The sequence below is a fragment of the Niallia sp. 01092 genome, from assembly GCF_052318935.1.
Taxonomy (GTDB): domain Bacteria; phylum Bacillota; class Bacilli; order Bacillales; family Cytobacillaceae; genus Niallia.
In genome coordinates this window covers 1-16,193 of sequence record NZ_JBQRKO010000027.1, presented here as the reverse complement: position 1 = coordinate 16,193, position 16,193 = coordinate 1, and the positions used below count along the sequence as shown (strand labels likewise).

At 35.7% G+C, this 16,193-nt stretch carries 11 protein-coding genes and 1 riboswitch; of the genes, 9 read left to right on the top strand and 2 right to left on the bottom strand.

Annotated features, from left to right (window positions below):
• Window positions 1–66 precede the first annotated feature (66 nt).
• Window positions 67–1,026, bottom strand: coding sequence for an L-lactate dehydrogenase (locus ACTXGU_RS19575; RefSeq protein WP_443483209.1), 960 nt, complete (start codon window positions 1,024–1,026; stop codon window positions 67–69).
• Between the two features lie 738 nt (window positions 1,027–1,764).
• Here ACTXGU_RS19575 and ACTXGU_RS19570 point away from each other — a divergent pair.
• Both ACTXGU_RS19570 and ACTXGU_RS19565 read left to right on the top strand, forming a co-directional pair.
• Window positions 1,765–3,189, top strand: coding sequence for an NCS1 family transporter (locus ACTXGU_RS19570; protein WP_443483208.1), 1,425 nt, complete (start codon window positions 1,765–1,767; stop codon window positions 3,187–3,189).
• A 245-nt stretch (window positions 3,190–3,434) separates the two neighbouring features.
• Complete coding sequence (locus tag ACTXGU_RS19565; protein ID WP_443483207.1) at window positions 3,435–4,103, top strand: GntR family transcriptional regulator; 669 nt, start codon at window positions 3,435–3,437, stop codon at window positions 4,101–4,103.
• 238 nt (window positions 4,104–4,341) lie between these two features.
• Here ACTXGU_RS19565 and ACTXGU_RS19560 read toward each other — a convergent pair whose 3' ends face one another.
• On the bottom strand, window positions 4,342–7,425 hold the full coding sequence (locus ACTXGU_RS19560) for an efflux RND transporter permease subunit (protein ID WP_443483206.1): 3,084 nt from the start codon (window positions 7,423–7,425) through the stop codon (window positions 4,342–4,344).
• A 100-nt stretch (window positions 7,426–7,525) separates the two neighbouring features.
• Between ACTXGU_RS19560 and ACTXGU_RS19555 the strand changes: the two genes are divergently transcribed.
• From ACTXGU_RS19555 to ACTXGU_RS19525, 7 genes are all read left to right on the top strand, one after another.
• The gene (locus tag ACTXGU_RS19555) at window positions 7,526–8,347 is read left to right on the top strand and encodes a TetR/AcrR family transcriptional regulator (RefSeq protein WP_443483205.1); all 822 of its coding nucleotides are present in this window, start codon (window positions 7,526–7,528) and stop codon (window positions 8,345–8,347) included.
• A gap of 212 nt (window positions 8,348–8,559) precedes the next feature.
• Window positions 8,560–8,660, top strand: a riboswitch (purine riboswitch).
• A gap of 666 nt (window positions 8,661–9,326) precedes the next feature.
• A complete protein-coding gene (locus ACTXGU_RS19550; RefSeq protein WP_443483204.1) occupies window positions 9,327–10,427 on the top strand; it encodes an ABC transporter ATP-binding protein in 1,101 nt (366 codons plus the stop codon).
• A 369-nt stretch (window positions 10,428–10,796) separates the two neighbouring features.
• A complete protein-coding gene (locus ACTXGU_RS19545) occupies window positions 10,797–12,065 on the top strand; it encodes a sugar ABC transporter substrate-binding protein (RefSeq protein WP_443483203.1) in 1,269 nt (422 codons plus the stop codon).
• 83 nt (window positions 12,066–12,148) lie between these two features.
• A complete protein-coding gene (locus tag ACTXGU_RS19540) occupies window positions 12,149–13,510 on the top strand; it encodes an ABC transporter permease subunit (protein ID WP_443483202.1) in 1,362 nt (453 codons plus the stop codon).
• Entirely contained in the window at window positions 13,510–14,343 is an 834-nt protein-coding gene (locus ACTXGU_RS19535; protein WP_443483201.1) for a sugar ABC transporter permease, read from the top strand. The genes ACTXGU_RS19540 and ACTXGU_RS19535 overlap by 1 nt, the downstream gene beginning before the upstream one ends.
• A 185-nt stretch (window positions 14,344–14,528) precedes the next feature.
• The gene (locus ACTXGU_RS19530; protein WP_443483200.1) at window positions 14,529–15,566 is read left to right on the top strand and encodes a LacI family DNA-binding transcriptional regulator; all 1,038 of its coding nucleotides are present in this window, start codon (window positions 14,529–14,531) and stop codon (window positions 15,564–15,566) included.
• A 26-nt stretch (window positions 15,567–15,592) separates the two neighbouring features.
• A partial coding sequence (locus ACTXGU_RS19525; protein WP_443483199.1) for an alpha-amylase family glycosyl hydrolase occupies window positions 15,593–16,193 on the top strand: 601 nt, incomplete at its 3' end.

The following is a 16,193-nucleotide window of genomic DNA, read 5'->3' as shown; positions in this document are numbered from 1 at the left end:
ACAAAACCGGCATGCCAACATGCCGGTTTGTTTTCGTACTATATTATTTATCGACTGCCAAGTTTCTTAATTTTGTACAAAAAGTACAGGAGACATTGTTTCTTTCAACACTTTAACAGAATGCTCAAATTGTGTTTGTTCTTCTTTATTTAAATGAAGCTCAACTACTTCACGAATACCATCACGGTTGATAACAGCTGGAACACCGATATACACATCATTATGACCATATTGTCCATCAAGGTAAGCAGATACAGGTAAAATAGCATTTTCATTATTTAAGATTGCTTTTGTAATGCGAACTAGAGACATACCAATGCCATAATAGGTTGCACCTTTTCTTTCAATAATATGGTATGCAGCATCACGAACATTTACAAAGATTTCATCTAAATCTTCAAAATTGTATTGTGGATTTCTGCTTACTAAAGACTCTACACTTTCTAAGCCAATAGTTGTTTTGCTCCACACTGGCAATTCTGTGTCGCCATGTTCGCCAATAATAGCGGCATGTACGTTTCTAGTATCCACATTAAAGTATTCGCCAAGCATATACCGGAATCTAGCACTGTCTAAAGTTGTTCCAGAACCGATTACTCTTTCTTTCGGTAAGCCAGATTCTTTCCATGTCACATACGTTAAAATATCAACTGGGTTTGTTGCGATTAAGAAAATGCCATCAAATCCGCTGTCCATAACACTTTTCACAATGTCTTTAAAAATGGCAGTATTTTTAGCAACTAAATCTAAACGAGTTTCACCTGGTTTTTGCGGCAAACCTGCAGTGATTACAACTAAGTCAGCAAGTCCGCAATCTTCATATTTACCATTCCAAACTTTTACTGGTTTTGGAGCGAATGGCATGCCGTGGTTAAGATCCATTGCTTCGCCTTCTGCTCTTTTTTCATTTACATCAATTAAAACCAATTCTTCTGCTACTCCTTGGTTAATGAAAGAATAAGCATAACTGCATCCAACTGCTCCAGTACCAATTAATACTACACGGTTAATATTTTGTTTTTTCATCGTATCTCTCTCCTTTATTATTAAAATTAATTTATTAGAATAAGCTAAGTTCATCTGATTAGATATTTAATCAAAAGCTCTATTTCGTTGTTTCTGTAATCCATCTGCTTTTGATACTTTTATTATAGTGGATAAATTGTGAAAAACATCACAAATATGTGTCTAATTTGTGAATTGAACAAATAAAGCGTTTTTATATAAAGTTATGTTCACATGTTTGTAACAAATATTGTTTAGATTAATGATCGAAAAAAGACAGAAAACATATTGAGTAAATTACTCGATCTAACTTTATGATCAACAGAAAATCTAAGAAGGGTAACCATTTTTCTATAGAGTAATAGGCTGCGATGTTCAAACTTACAAATGCTTCGTTAGACGTATTAGAGTGATGCTATACAACGAAAAAACAGAAAAATCCAGAGTTATGCAATAGATGTAATAAAATCTACCATCTTGATGTAAAAAAACAAAGAAATTATCAAAAAATTGTTGAAATTTAGAAAATGATGTTGTAAATTATAACATATAAATGTTGTATACAATCTAGTATTCATATAGAAATGCAAACTTATAAAAATTGTATACCATCATGAATCCTACAATAACTGAATATTTAGAATTTAATTACAGATATTCAATCCGTCAGGTACTTATTTTTATAAAAGAAGTAAGTGTAAGAGTAGGGGCAACAGGAACATAAATAATTACTTTAAACATAAAAAAGGAGTGGGGATTATGGCTGCAAATTTAGGAAGTAATGTGACAAAGGAGACGAATATTCAACATGGTACAAATGTTGATGAATCGCTATTGCCGAAATCTGAAAAGGTTCGGACGGTAGGATCGCTATCGTATATGTTTATGTGGATCGGAGACGGCATTAATTTAGGAAATATGACGCTTGGAGCTAGTTTGATTGCAGCGGGAGTAGCAACGCTGAACATTTATCAAACATTTCTTGCAGCTATCATCGCAATTGGCATCATTTCCGGATTTTTTGCTTTAAACGACAGACTTGGATACAAAACAGGAATACCTTATGTTGTGCAGCTTAGAATGTCTTTCGGGCTGAAAGGTTCCGTCATTTCCTCACTTTTACGGGGAATTCCAGCTATCATTTGGTATGGTTTTCAAAGCTGGATTGGTGGAACGGCATTAAATGAAATTGCTAAAATCGTAACAGGCGGTGCCTTTGATAGTGTTGCTATTTGTTTTGTCGTGCTTCAAGTGATTCAAATTGTACTTTCACTGTACGGTTTCCATGCTATTAAATGGGTAGAATCCCTTGCGTCTATTGTAATTATGCTAGCACTGGTGTATGTATTTGGCGTTCTTTTAAAATCCCACAGCGAAGTTATTGTAGAAAAATGGGTTCATGCAAAAGGATCATGGGGCTTGCCGTTCTTTGCATTCATTATGGTGTTTTTGGGGAATTATGCAGGAATCTTTTTAAGCGCAGCAGATTATTCACGAGAACTGAAATCTGGTCTTAGCGACAAAAAACGCGGTGCTTTATACTTCTTCCCTATCTTAATCGCATATGGATTTGTTCTAGCAATTGGTGCAATGCTTGCTTCTGCAACAGGTATTTCCAATCCTGTAAAAGCATTTGCAATCATAGTAGACAACTCTTATATTACATTCTTTGTATCAGCATTTATTGTAATGGGTGCAGTTGCTGTAAACATGGTTGCCAATATTATTCCGCCAACTTATGTCATCACATTGATTACTAAACTAAAATACAAACCAGCTGTAACTGTAACTGGACTGCTTGGACTAGTATCATTTCCATGGTTGCTTGTACAAGACTCTTCTGCAAAGGGACTTAGTATGTTCGTCTTAATATATTCAGCATTTTTAGGTCCAATTGTTTCGATTTTATTAATCGAATATTACCTGTTAAGAAAACAAAAAGTAAATGTAGCAGATTTGTACAAAGAAGACGGTCCGTTTGCCGGATATAATCCAGCCGCAATACTAGCGATGCTTATCGGTGCAGCTGCAGCCTTTATCGTAGTAGAACTAGCGTGGATAATCGGCGTTGTCGTAGCAGGAATTGCTTACCTTCTTCTAATGAAATTTGCATTTAAAGATTCGAAGTTTAAAAAAGGTACGATTTTTGAAAATAATGATGTTGCAAGTAGAAAAATAGGTTAGTAGTAATATAAGAGGGGATGTCCATTGATGTGGGCATTCTTTTTTTTATGGAAGTCAACATGAGATTTCTCTCCTTTGAATGATATCAGTGATATAATAAATAAAAAAATCACCAAAATGATTGGAAATTAGATAATGATGTTGTAAATTATTACATATAAAAGTTGTATGCATTCTAATATTTATATAAAAACCACCATCATGAATTTTTATATGGTGTGATAAAAGATGGAAGGAACATCCGGATGAACTCAAAAGAAGTAGAAATTTACGAAAAAATAAAACAGGCGATCATCCTTCAAAAGCTTCGGCCAAATATGCAGTTGGTTGAAAAAGAACTAGCAGAGTCATTTGGAGTAAGTCGAACCCCGGTCCGCAACGTTCTTCGAAGATTGTCCTATGAACGATTAGTAAAAATAATTGAAAACAAAGGGGCATTTGTTACATCATCATCTATTGAAGAAGCAAAAGAAGTTTTTGAAATGAGACGAGTACTAGAAGCGCAGGCGGTTCGAAAAGCATGCCGTTTATATACAGACGAGCAGCTGAATGAACTCGAGAAGATGGTGGAAGAGGAACGAACTATGTATGAGCATATAGACTATATTGATTCGATCCAATTGTCGGGAGATTTCCATTTGAAAATAGCTGAAATGGCAGGAAATTCTTATTTTTATCAATACTTAGAAGACTTAATTTCCTTAACTCATGTCATTATTTCCATATATGGAAGAGGACAAGCAGAAAAAGACACTTGCCTCCATCATCTCCATCTCTTCCATGCAATTAAGGAGCAGGATGAAGACCTTGCTGAAAAATTAATGATTGAACATTTAATAGAAATAGAAAAAAATCTTCATTTCAACGAAAGACATCAAATTTCCACTTCTTTATCTGACATCTTTCAAAAATAAAAAGGAATATGTTTTAGGTGCCTATTTACTAGGCGCTATAGCAAAAACAGCCCTGCAAGAAGTATTTCATCTTGCAGGGCTGTTTTTGCTATAGAATTTGTAAGTTTTAAGTTAGTTAACTGTCTAGCGCAAGCGGCCAGCCCTTATGAAAGATAACCTCTTGACTCTAAAAGGAAAGAGCACTTTTTGAGTTAAGAGAACATTCTTCTTCGGGGCTGACCAAGGCACCTCCGCTTTTCTAGTTTTCTTCTACTACTTTACGGTTTTTCTTAAAAATCTTAGATAATACTTCGTAAACGATTGGTACAACAATTAACGTTAATAAAGTCGAGCTTGTTAAACCGCCGATTACTGTAATCCCAAGACCCTTTGAGATTAAACCGCCGCCGCCTGATCCGAGTGCTAATGGAATTAAGGCACCGATTGTGGCAATGGCAGTCATAAGAATTGGACGCAGGCGTGTTGCTCCAGCTTCAAGCACCGCATCACGCATCGTCATGCCATCACGTTCCATATGAATAATACGGTCCACGAGGACAATGGCATTTGTTACAACGATACCGATTAACATTAACAGCCCCATCATTACAGAAACTGAAATGGTTTCTCCGCCGATTAATAAACCAACAAATGAACCAATTACCGCAAAAGGAAGCGAGAATAGGATCGCAAATGGTGCAACACCTTCACGGAATGTCACAACTAGGATAAAGTACACGATTGCGATTGCTGCAAGCATTGCTGCTCCAAGCTGTGTAAATGTTTCCGCCATATCGGCAGATACACCACCAACGTCTTGTGTAACACCTTTAGGAAGATCTAAGTTATCTATTTCTTTTTTTACTTCAGCTGTTGTTTTCGAAATATCATCACCAATGATTGTTCCAGAAACTGATGCGAAGTATTCGCCTTTGCTGCGTGCAAGTGTATTTAATGTTGTCCCTTTTTTTACTGTTACAAGCTCAGACAGCGGCATTGTTGTACCTTGTGCTGTCGGTACTTTTGTTTTTAAAAGATCATCGATTGATTTTGGCTGTGCAGCTTCGTCTTGCTGTACGATTACATCTAAAGAGTTTCCATCTTTTTCAACCGTTGTTAAAACATCTTTTGTTTTTGTTGGGCTCAGCATCATAGCAATTTGGCCTGCTGTCAACCCATATTGCAGCAATTCATCTTGTGCTACTTTGAATGTATACTCTACATATGCATCTTCTGCACTTGAGGTAACGTCTTTTAAGCCGTCATTTTTTTGTAAAATCTCTTCTGCCATTTTAACCGTTTTATTAAGGTTGTCTAAATTTTCACTGTAGAAAGAATAGCTGACTTCATTTGTAGATCCTGACGTAGAAGCGAAGTTTTGGCTCTTCCATTCACCAGATTGATTAAGATTGGTCACGTATTCTACAATATCATCACGAACTTTAGAGAAATTATCCATATCAGGATCAAATATTAGGTACATTAATGCACCGCCAGCGCCGCCGCCCATCATTGCGGACATTTGATCGGCTTCATCATTTACAGATAATTGAACGATATCAATATCATTACGCTGCAGCATTTTCTCTTCTACTGCTTGAACATTTTTTAACGTGTCTTCTTTTAGCTCGCCTGCTTCCGGGGTGTAGGTTAAGTACATGACTTTTTCTTCTTCACTGCCCATAAAGCTAAAGCCGATTAATGGAGTCAAGGCTAAACTTCCTACTAATAAAACAACGGCAATGATAGAAGTAATGATTTTATGGTTAAGCGCTTTTGCAAGAACCCCTTTGTACCATATAGATAATTTGCCTGTTTCTTTGTGGCGGCTTTCTGTCTTTTCACTGTATAGCTTTTTCTTAAATAAAAAGTGAGATAAAGCAGGTACAATCGTAATCGCTACAATTAACGAAGCGCCAAGTGCAAATGTCATCGTTAATGCGAACGGCGTAAACATCTCGCCGACCATGCCACCAACGAACATAAGTGGAGCGAATACGGCAACCGTTACTAATGTTGATGACAAGATTGGTTTAAACATTTCAATTGTCGCTTCACGAACAAGAGCCCGTCCTGTTAATTTCTCTTCTTTTAAATGAAGACGACGATAAATATTTTCTACTACGACGATGGAGTCATCGATGACACGGCCGATGGCAACGGTAATTGCACCAAGCGTCATAATATTCAGCGTAATATCCATCCAGTTTAATAAAAGCAACGCCATAAAAATTGACACTGGAATAGAGATAATGGAAATGATCGTTGATTTAAAATCACGCAGGAATAGCAGAATGATTAATACAGCAATTAAACCACCAAATACCGCTTTTTCAATCATCGTTGAAATAGAGTCTTCAATTGGTTTGCCCTGGTCAACTGTTACATCGATGTCAATGCCATCGATATTTGCTTTTTCATCTTTAACTAGTTTTTTTACCTTATTTACAACGTCAACAGTGTTTGCTTGTTGACCTTTGACAATTTGAATCGCAATGGCATCTTTACCATTTGTACGAGAAACCGATTCTACTTTACCAACCACTTTGATGGAAGCAATATCGCTGAGCTTCACAAAAGGGGATGGATTTTTTTCTGACGGAGTTACAGGTATGAGCATATTTTTTAATTCATTAGCTGTCATGAACTTGCCGTCTACTGCTACAGCTTGTTCACCTTCTTTAAATTCATAAAGTCCTAATGAAACTGCTTGGTCACTTGCTTGGATCATTTGCTTCACTTTATCTTCTGTTAAATCAAGTGCAGCCATTTTTTCTTTATTATAAGTCAGGTCCACTTCTTCCACATGCTGGCCTGAAATAGTAGCAGAGGCTACACCATCGATCTTTTCGATTTTTGGAAGGATAATATCCTCCACTGTTGAGGTTAAGTCAACAATATCCTCTTTGGAGCTGCTTACACTTAAGGCAACAACTGGCATCATGTTCATGCTGATTGCGGAAGTAGTCGGCTCTTGTGCTCCTTCAGGCAATTTAACTGCATCTAATGCAGATTTTAATTCACGTTTTGCTTCGTCCATATCGATCCCATATTCGTATTCCACTTGAATGTTTGCCATGTTAGAATAAGAATTTGAATAGACAGCTTTGACATTTTCAAGGTTTTCCACTGCTTTCTCTAAAGGCATGGATACATCTTCCATTACTTTTTCAGGAGTTGCGCCAGGATATACGTCCATTACCATTAAGTAAGGAATCGAAATATCAGGCATCGTCTCCATATTCATACGGGTACCTGAATAAATGCCAGAGACAGTAATGATAATGGTCAAAAGCCATACTGCCAGTTTGTTTTTCAAGACAAAATTTGTTATACCTTTCACTGCTACACCATCCTTTAATTGACTTGTCTAACTCATTTATTCATAATAGTGACTACATAGTCATTTGTCAACAATATGACCTTAGGAGTGGAAAAATAAAATGATGAAAAAACAATTAATTATGGAAAAAGCGCTGGAGCTTTTTGCAAAACAAGGATTTGAAGCTACCTCTGTTCAGCAAATAACAGAGCAATGCAATATTTCAAAAGGTGCTTTTTACTTATCATTCAAGTCAAAGGACGAATTGATTTTAGCATTGATTGATCATTTTATGATGCAGATAACCGCCGATATTGACTATGTAGTCAGGAACGAAAAAAAAGAGGCGCTTTTATTTGAATTTTACTATGCGGTTTTTTCGATTTTTTATAAGTATTCTGATTTCACAAAAATTTTTATTAAAGAGAATTCGTTTAATCAAGAATTTATCTTAAAAATGCATTATTATGACAGCTTAATCGAGAAAACGATTCTTTCTATGATTGAACGTTTATATGGAAGCGATTTAAAAACAAAATATGATATGATCTACGCTATTAAAGGCTTTATGAATATTTACTCCCATTTGTTTTTATTTTCCAATGCGCCATTTGATTTAGATTTATTGTCACGATCGCTTGTGGAAAAAACAAATTTACTGGCAAAACATGCTGCCGTCTCTTTTTTCTCAGAAGAGCTTTACCAAAAAATAAAGCAGCCGATAAATGAAGAAGCAACGAAGGAACAAATCCTTGAAAATATGGAGAATAAAATAGCAGAGATGGAAGAATCGATTGAAAAGGAATCCTTAATTCTGTTGAAACAGCAGATGCTTGAATCTACTTTTAGTCCTGCTATTGTAAAAGGACTGTTAGAAAATATTCGAAATCATCCTGATTGCAGATGGATCAGTTATTTACTTCGCAGTTATTTTAAGATGTAAATGGTTAGGGCATATCATCTGTGAATTGTTGGAGAGGGGCAGGAAATATTAGCCTTTTTCCAATAAGGCAGCGAAGCTATATTGCCACATTGGTAAAATTAAGGTTAAATCACGAACAATAAATGTACATAGAGTTTTATTATTCGATTTTATTATTGACAATGAATATAAATGCTTGTATGATGATATTGTTTTAAAGCAATAGATGAATAAACGAACAATTTTATAGCCCTCATATAATCATGGGAATATGGCCCATAAGTTTCTACCCGGCAACCTTAATTGCCGGACTATGAGGGGAAGTAATAAAACCAGCTGAAAAAAGCAGTTTCTATTTTTGCTAGAATAATCAAGCTCTGGTTGGATGCTTTCTCTCTGCGTGGAAGAAGCATCTGACCAGAGCTTTTTCTATGGAAGAATCATTGGAATACCAAATTTCGGATAATAAAAAAATACTAATTTTTTTGATTTTTCTATTGTTTTTAGAAAATTCCCACTATATAATATGAATTAACTTAATCGATGTTATCTTTCTTAACATCTGATGATAGAATTTGCTTAGGGGTTTTTAGGAAAGCAATGATGTTAGTTTTTTCTATAACCATGTTAGTTAGGTAGAAAACGAAAGATGATCGTTTTCAAAGGCGAAATAAAAGTGGTAAAGGAGAGAATACATATACGAGTGTAAGAATGAATGGGGAATTTTTGCTGATTAGGAAAACCTTTTCCTATCATTTTTTAAGAGACTTTAGGAAAACCTTTTCCAAGTAAAAAGAAAGATAATATTAAAACCATCATTCTATTATTTTGCAGAGGACACCGTTTTTGAAAAAAGATAAGTTTTTTAGTTTATTAGGAAAAGGTTTTCCTAAGTGTTTTTATCAGATTAGGAAAACCTTTTCCTTAGAATAATAAAATCATCAAATAAATTTAGGTTTGCACCTTAAAGTAGTTGAATTGGAAGAAAGGGGTTTAAGAAATGGCAGGTTTGCGGTTTGAGCATGTAAAGAAAAAATATAAAAGTGACGCTTATACAGTCAAAGATTTTCACTTAGAGGTGAAGGATAAAGAGTTTTTGGTGCTTGTCGGTCCTTCTGGTTGTGGCAAGTCTACAACGCTTCGAATGATTGCTGGATTGGAAGACATAACAGAAGGTGAATTCTATATTGGCGATAAACTGGTGAATGATGTTGCTCCAAAAGACCGGGATATTGCAATGGTATTTCAAAATTATGCTTTATATCCACATATGACTGTGTTTGACAATATGGCATTTAGCTTAAAACTGAGAAAAGTTCCAAAGAAAGAGATTGAAAAGCAAGTCATTGAAGCAGCGAAGATTTTAGACTTGGAGCATCTCTTGAAAAGAAAGCCCAAAGCTCTTTCAGGTGGGCAAAGACAGCGTGTTGCGTTAGGACGAGCGATTGTTCGGAATCCTCAAGTCTTTTTAATGGACGAGCCTTTATCAAATCTAGATGCCAAGCTCCGTGTACAAATGCGGGCAGAAATAAGCAAATTGCATAAGCGTTTGGAAACAACATTTGTTTATGTGACACATGATCAAACAGAAGCAATGACAATGGGAGACCGAATTGTCGTTATGTATAATGGGGAAATTCAACAAGCAGCAACGCCAACGGAGATTTATAACTACCCAGTTAATAAGTATGTTGCAGGCTTTATTGGGTCTCCTGCCATGAATTTTATAGATGGAAAAATGAAAGAAGAAGATGGCAATCTTTATTTTACAGCATCAGGAGTAAAGTTTAAGGTTTCAAAAAATAACGATAAAGCTCTTCGCACAAAAGGATATGTAAATAAAGAGGTCATCCTTGGGATTAGACCTGAAGACTTTTATGATGCTAATAATGAAAATAATTTAGCTCCATTGCAAGCAGCGCTGGAAGTTCTGGAAAATATGGGGTCAGAAATGTATTTGTATGTTCAAGTTAATGGTATTCAGATGACAGCAAGGGTAAAAGGGAATAAGCAATACACAAATGGACAACAATTGACTTTATATATGGATACAAACAAAGTTCATTTCTTTGATAAAGAGACAGAGCTGGCAATACGATAATCTTCATTATATCTTTTTGAAAGGCTGTTTTCTCAAAGTTTGTTGTTTTTACATAAAACATTTGGAAAAGCATTTCTTAGCAGCCTGAGTACACGTAGACTCCTGTGGGAATGCGAGAAAGACGAGACCCCACAGAAGCGTATGCGACGAGGAGGCTCGGCGCTTGCCCACGGAAAGCGAAGTGTATTCAGGCTGCGAGTTTAAAAGCAACAATCTATACGAAAATAGCCTTTTGAAAATGGAAGTAGCGAGGTAGCATTGAGTATTTACTTTAGCGTTAATCTCTACTAAGAGAATCGCAAGGTGCTTTATGTAAATACATTAGTGCTTTATATATATAATTCATAAGAAAGCAGAGGGGACTTAGAGATGAAAAAAGGGCTGATTTTATTTATTGCAATGATGATGTTACTGCTGTCTGCGTGTAGTGGAAAATCAGAAAAAAAATCAACAGATGAGCAGGCAAATGCTGGAGGAGATTCTGGTGAATTAGTACCAGAAGAAGGAGCAAAGCTAAAATTATGGACTGTAAAAAATAAGTTCACAGAAGATGCAATCGCTGAATTTGAAAAGCAATATAAAGTAGAAGTTGAGCTGGAAGATGTGTTTTATACTGAAACACTACCTCGATTAAAAACAGATGGACCTGCAGGATTAGGAGCAGATGTACTGGCATTCGGCCATGACCGTGTAGGAGATGCAGCAAAATCTGGACTTATTCTGCCGAATGACTATTTTGAAGAAGAAACAAAAGCAAATACGATTCCATCAGCGATTGATGCTGTAACATACAATAATATTTTATATGGCTACCCACAATATATGTACACATATGCAATGTATGTAAACAGAGATATTGTAGGAGATGCGAAGCTTGATACTTGGGACGAAGTAATGGATATTGCGAAAAAGTACAATGATATTCCGAATAATAAATATGGATTTATGATGGAAACAAACAGTCTGTATGATGTGAATTCCTTTATGGCTGGATATGGCGGTTATGTTTTTGGAAAAAATGGAACGGATAAAAATGATTTAGGAATTAACAGCGAGGGTTCAGTGAAAGGGATGGAATTCTTTAAATCTCTTAAGCAAATTCTTCCAATTAAAAATACAGAAATTACACGTGACGTAAAAACAAGCTTATTCCATGATGGAAAAGTAGCATTAAATATTGATGGAACATTTAATGCAGCTTCTTATAAAGATGTATCATTTGATATGGACGTAGTACCTCTTCCAGAAATGCCAGGCGGCAAACGACCATTAGCATACTCTGGAATCAGCGGCATTTATGTTTCAGCATATACGAAGTATCCAAATGCATCTAAACTTTTTGCCCACTTTATGGCATCAAAAGAAAATCAAATAAAAAGTGCACAGGAATTAGGAAATATTCCAGTATTTAAAGGTGTTGATAGCAACTTGCCTGAATTTAAAGATAATAAATTAATGCAAGGATTTATTAAACAATCACAGTATACAACACCGATGCCAAACCTTCCTGAAATGGAATATTATTGGGTAAATGTCGAGCCAGCTTTAGAGAGAATTTGGAATGGTTCAGATATTAAAAAGACCTTAGACCAAGCACAAAGCAAGATGAAAGAAAGTATTGAAGCTGGCAGCAAGTAATCACAGAGACAAGGGTTCATTTAGAAAAGGACCATCTGGCATAAGTTTGCTGGATGGTCACAATTTTGTGTGATGGAAGGGAGATGCAAGAAAAAATGATTCAGGAGAAAAACATTAAGGGTTATGAACAAGCTGACGTTTCTCCGCGTCGAAAAAAAGCAGTAATCTTATCGATCATTGCTATGGGATTAGGCCAAATTTACAATAAGCAGTATATAAAGGGAATTCTTCTTTTTGCCATTCACCTTTTTAGCTTATATACAATCATTTTTCGCCTTCCGCATGCACTTTGGGGCTTGACTACGCTGGGGGAACAGGCGACGCAATTAAAAAAAGTAGGCAAAATCTATCAAAATGTGATAGGAGACCACTCCATCTTTTTGATGGTGGAAGGGCTCATTACTATTTTTATGCTGATTGTTATCGTATGCATTTATGTAATGAATATTAAAGATGCATATCATATTGGCAGTCTTAGAGAACACGGAGTAAAAATCAATAATTTCCGTCAGACGATTAAATATATATCAGAATATAAATTTCCGCAGATTATCTTATCGATTCCAATGTTGGGGATATTCTTTTTTACCGTACTGCCGATTATATTCATGATCTTAATTGGATTTACGAATTATACAAGAGAAACGATGCCTCCTGCTCATTTAATCGATTGGCATGGCTTTAAAACATTTTTTAATATTTTTAAGATTAAAGCATGGAGCTCCACCCTTTATGGAGTAACATTATGGACGTTTACATGGGCTATTTTAGCAACATTAACTTGTTTTATCGGTGGATTTGCTGTAGCTCTGCTTGTGCAGCAAAAGGAAATTAAATATAAAAAATTGTGGCGTACACTGTTTATTTTGCCTTTTTCTATCCCAATGTTCGTATCTGCTTTAATTTTACGAAATATGTTCAACGGGCAGTTTGGTCCAATTAATCAATACTTAAAGCTGATGGGACTTTCTTCAATTCCTTGGCTGTCTGATCCAATGTGGGCAAAAGTAACGATCCTTTTAGTGAATTTTTGGTTAGGTTTTCCTATTACGATGCTTATGATTATAGGGATACTTACAACGATTTCCAAGGATATGTATGAAGCAGCCGATATAGATGGTGCGACTGCTTTTCAAAAGCTTCGTTTAATTACGTATCCATCCGTTATGATTACTATGGCGCCAATTCTTCTTATGCAGTTTGTCGCTAATATTAACAATTTCAATGTTATTTACTTAATGACAAATGGTAAGCCGACAAATGCAGATTATATGTTTGCTGGGCACACAGATATATTAATCACTTGGCTCTTTAGTTTATCCATGGATGTTGGCCAATATAATTTTGCATCCGTAATCGGTACATTCATCTTTATTGGTCTTTCTATATTTGCCATCTTTAATCTTCGTCGGACAAAAGCTTTTAAAGAGGAGGATTCACATTAATGGGGAAAACAAAAAAACGGATACGTTTGACTTTAAGCTATCTTGCCTTAATCATCATTGCGATTATTTGTCTCTATCCAGCATTTTGGGTGATCTTGGCTTCCTTTCGTCCTGGTACATCCTTATATAGTGAAACATTAATTCCACAAACATTTACGTTGGAGCATTATAAACATCTATTTACTAATATGCCATTTGCCGAGTGGTATATGAATACATTGAAAATTGCGATTATCAGCATGGTTTGTGGAACGATTTCTACCCTTATTTGTGGATATATATTCTCCACATTTCGTTTCACAGGAAAGAAACATTTATTCAGCAGCATACTAATTTTAGGTTTATTCCCAGGTTATATGAGTATGATCGCTGTATATATCCTACTTACACAATTGGATTTGCTTAATACCCATACAGCAATCATTATCTTTTATGTTGCTGGTGCACCATTAATAAATGTATTATTTGCGAAAAACTTTTTTGATACATTGCCAAATGGAATCATCGAGGCCGCACGAATCGATGGAGCAGGACATATGTTGATTTTTTCCAAAATCATTTTGCCATTGTCCAAACCATTAATCGTCTATACATCGTTAATGACCTTTAATGGTGCCTTTACTGATTTCATTTTTGCGAAGCTTGTTCTTCGTTCACCAGAGCAAAAGACATTAGCAGTCGGACTGTTTGATTTAATCGGGAAGAATGTAGCGAGTCAGTTTACTGTATTTGCAGCTGGATGTGTCATGATCGCCTTGCCTGTTACGTTATTGTTTATATTTATGCAGCGATATTTAATCGAAGGGGTTACGGCTGGAGCAGATAAAGGATAAGTGTTAAAACCGGACCGATTGGTTATACAAATATCCATAATATATGGGAATAAATGCAAGAATATAATTTTTTTAAATAAAACATTTCCTAAATAATAGCGATTTTTGGTACATTTAATATAAAATATTAAAATATTCCATCTATTGCATTAGAAAAAAATGTTAATAGTATACGAGATTGGGGGATGAAGGGAATAACTATTACAATCAAAGATGTGGCGCAAAAAGCTAATGTGTCAATTGCCACCGTGTCTCGTGTATTAAATCGTAGTAAACCGGTAAGTGCAGCAGTACGTGAAAAAGTATTACAGACAGTTGAAGAGCTTGGGTTTAAACCTAATTCAGTCGCACGCAGTTTGATAATGAAAGAAAGCTTATTAATCGGTGTACTGATCCCCGATATTTCCAACGCTTTTTTCTCAAACTTTGTAAGAGGGGTAAATAATGAATGTTTTAAAGCAAATTACTCAACGCTTCTTTGCGATACACAAGGGAATTTAGAAACGGAATTGCATTACTTACAGCTTATGAAGGAAAAGTATGTTGATGGAGTAATCATTTTAAGTTCTTCTCCAAATAAAAAGCAAAAATACAAGGAGTTTTTTGAAGTGAATTCTATTCCTGTAGTATTTGCAAGTCATTACGATCAGGACGAGGAGAAATTTTCTTCTATTAATATAGATGAGTTTCAAGCATTTTATGATGCGGTGCAGTATTTAATTGGGCTTGGACACCGTGAAATTGCTATGTTCAGTGGAGATTTAAATTATTATGATTCAGGAATCATCCGCTATGAAGGCTACAAGAAAGCATTATCAGATGCAGGTATTGAATATAATCCGGACTGGTTTTGGGAAGGCGACTACGACGTTCAATCAGGGTATGAAAGAGCAAAAAAGCTGTTCAGTTTGAAGGATAGACCGACTGCACTTTGCTGTGTAAGTGATATGGTGGCGATTGGAGCCATTCGAGCAGCAGAAGAGATGGGCTTCCGTATACCACAGGATTTATCTATTATAGGTTTTGATGATGTTCCTATTGCCGAAGTTTACCGACCATCCATCACGACCGTCCATCAGCCAATATTTGATATGGGCATGCAATCAGTGCAAATGTTATTAAACTTATTAAAAGATAAAGAAAATATGGTAAATGAAGCGAAAATAGTGCCACATAAAATTATTGAAAGGGAGAGTTGTGCAAAATTAATTGATAGTTTGTAAATGTATTAGAAAAGAGGGAAGCAGCTATGAATAAGCAATGGTGGAAAGAAAGTGTAGTTTATCAAATCTATCCGAGAAGCTTCATGGATAGCAATGGGGACGGAATCGGTGATTTACAAGGGATTATTTCTAAATTGGATTATCTAAAGGAATTGGGAATTGACGTTATTTGGCTGTCTCCTGTCTATAAATCTCCCAATGATGATAATGGCTATGATATTAGTGATTATCAAGATATTATGGATGAATTCGGAACGATGGAAGACTGGGATATGTTATTGCAAAATGTCCATGACCGTGGGATGAAGCTAATCATGGATTTAGTTGTTAACCACAGCTCGGATGAACATAACTGGTTTATTGAATCCCGTTCATCTAAGACAAATCCAAAAAGAGACTACTATATTTGGAGACCTGGAAAAGATGGGAAAGAACCGAATAATTGGCAGTCTTTCTTCAGCGGATCTGCTTGGGAATATGATGAAAATTCAGGAGAGTATTTTCTTCACCTTTTCTCAAAAAAGCAGCCTGATTTAAATTGGGAAAACCCAGATGTTCGCAATGAAGTATATACGATGATGAAATGGTGGCTTGATAAAGGAATAGATGGATTCCGAATGGATGTCA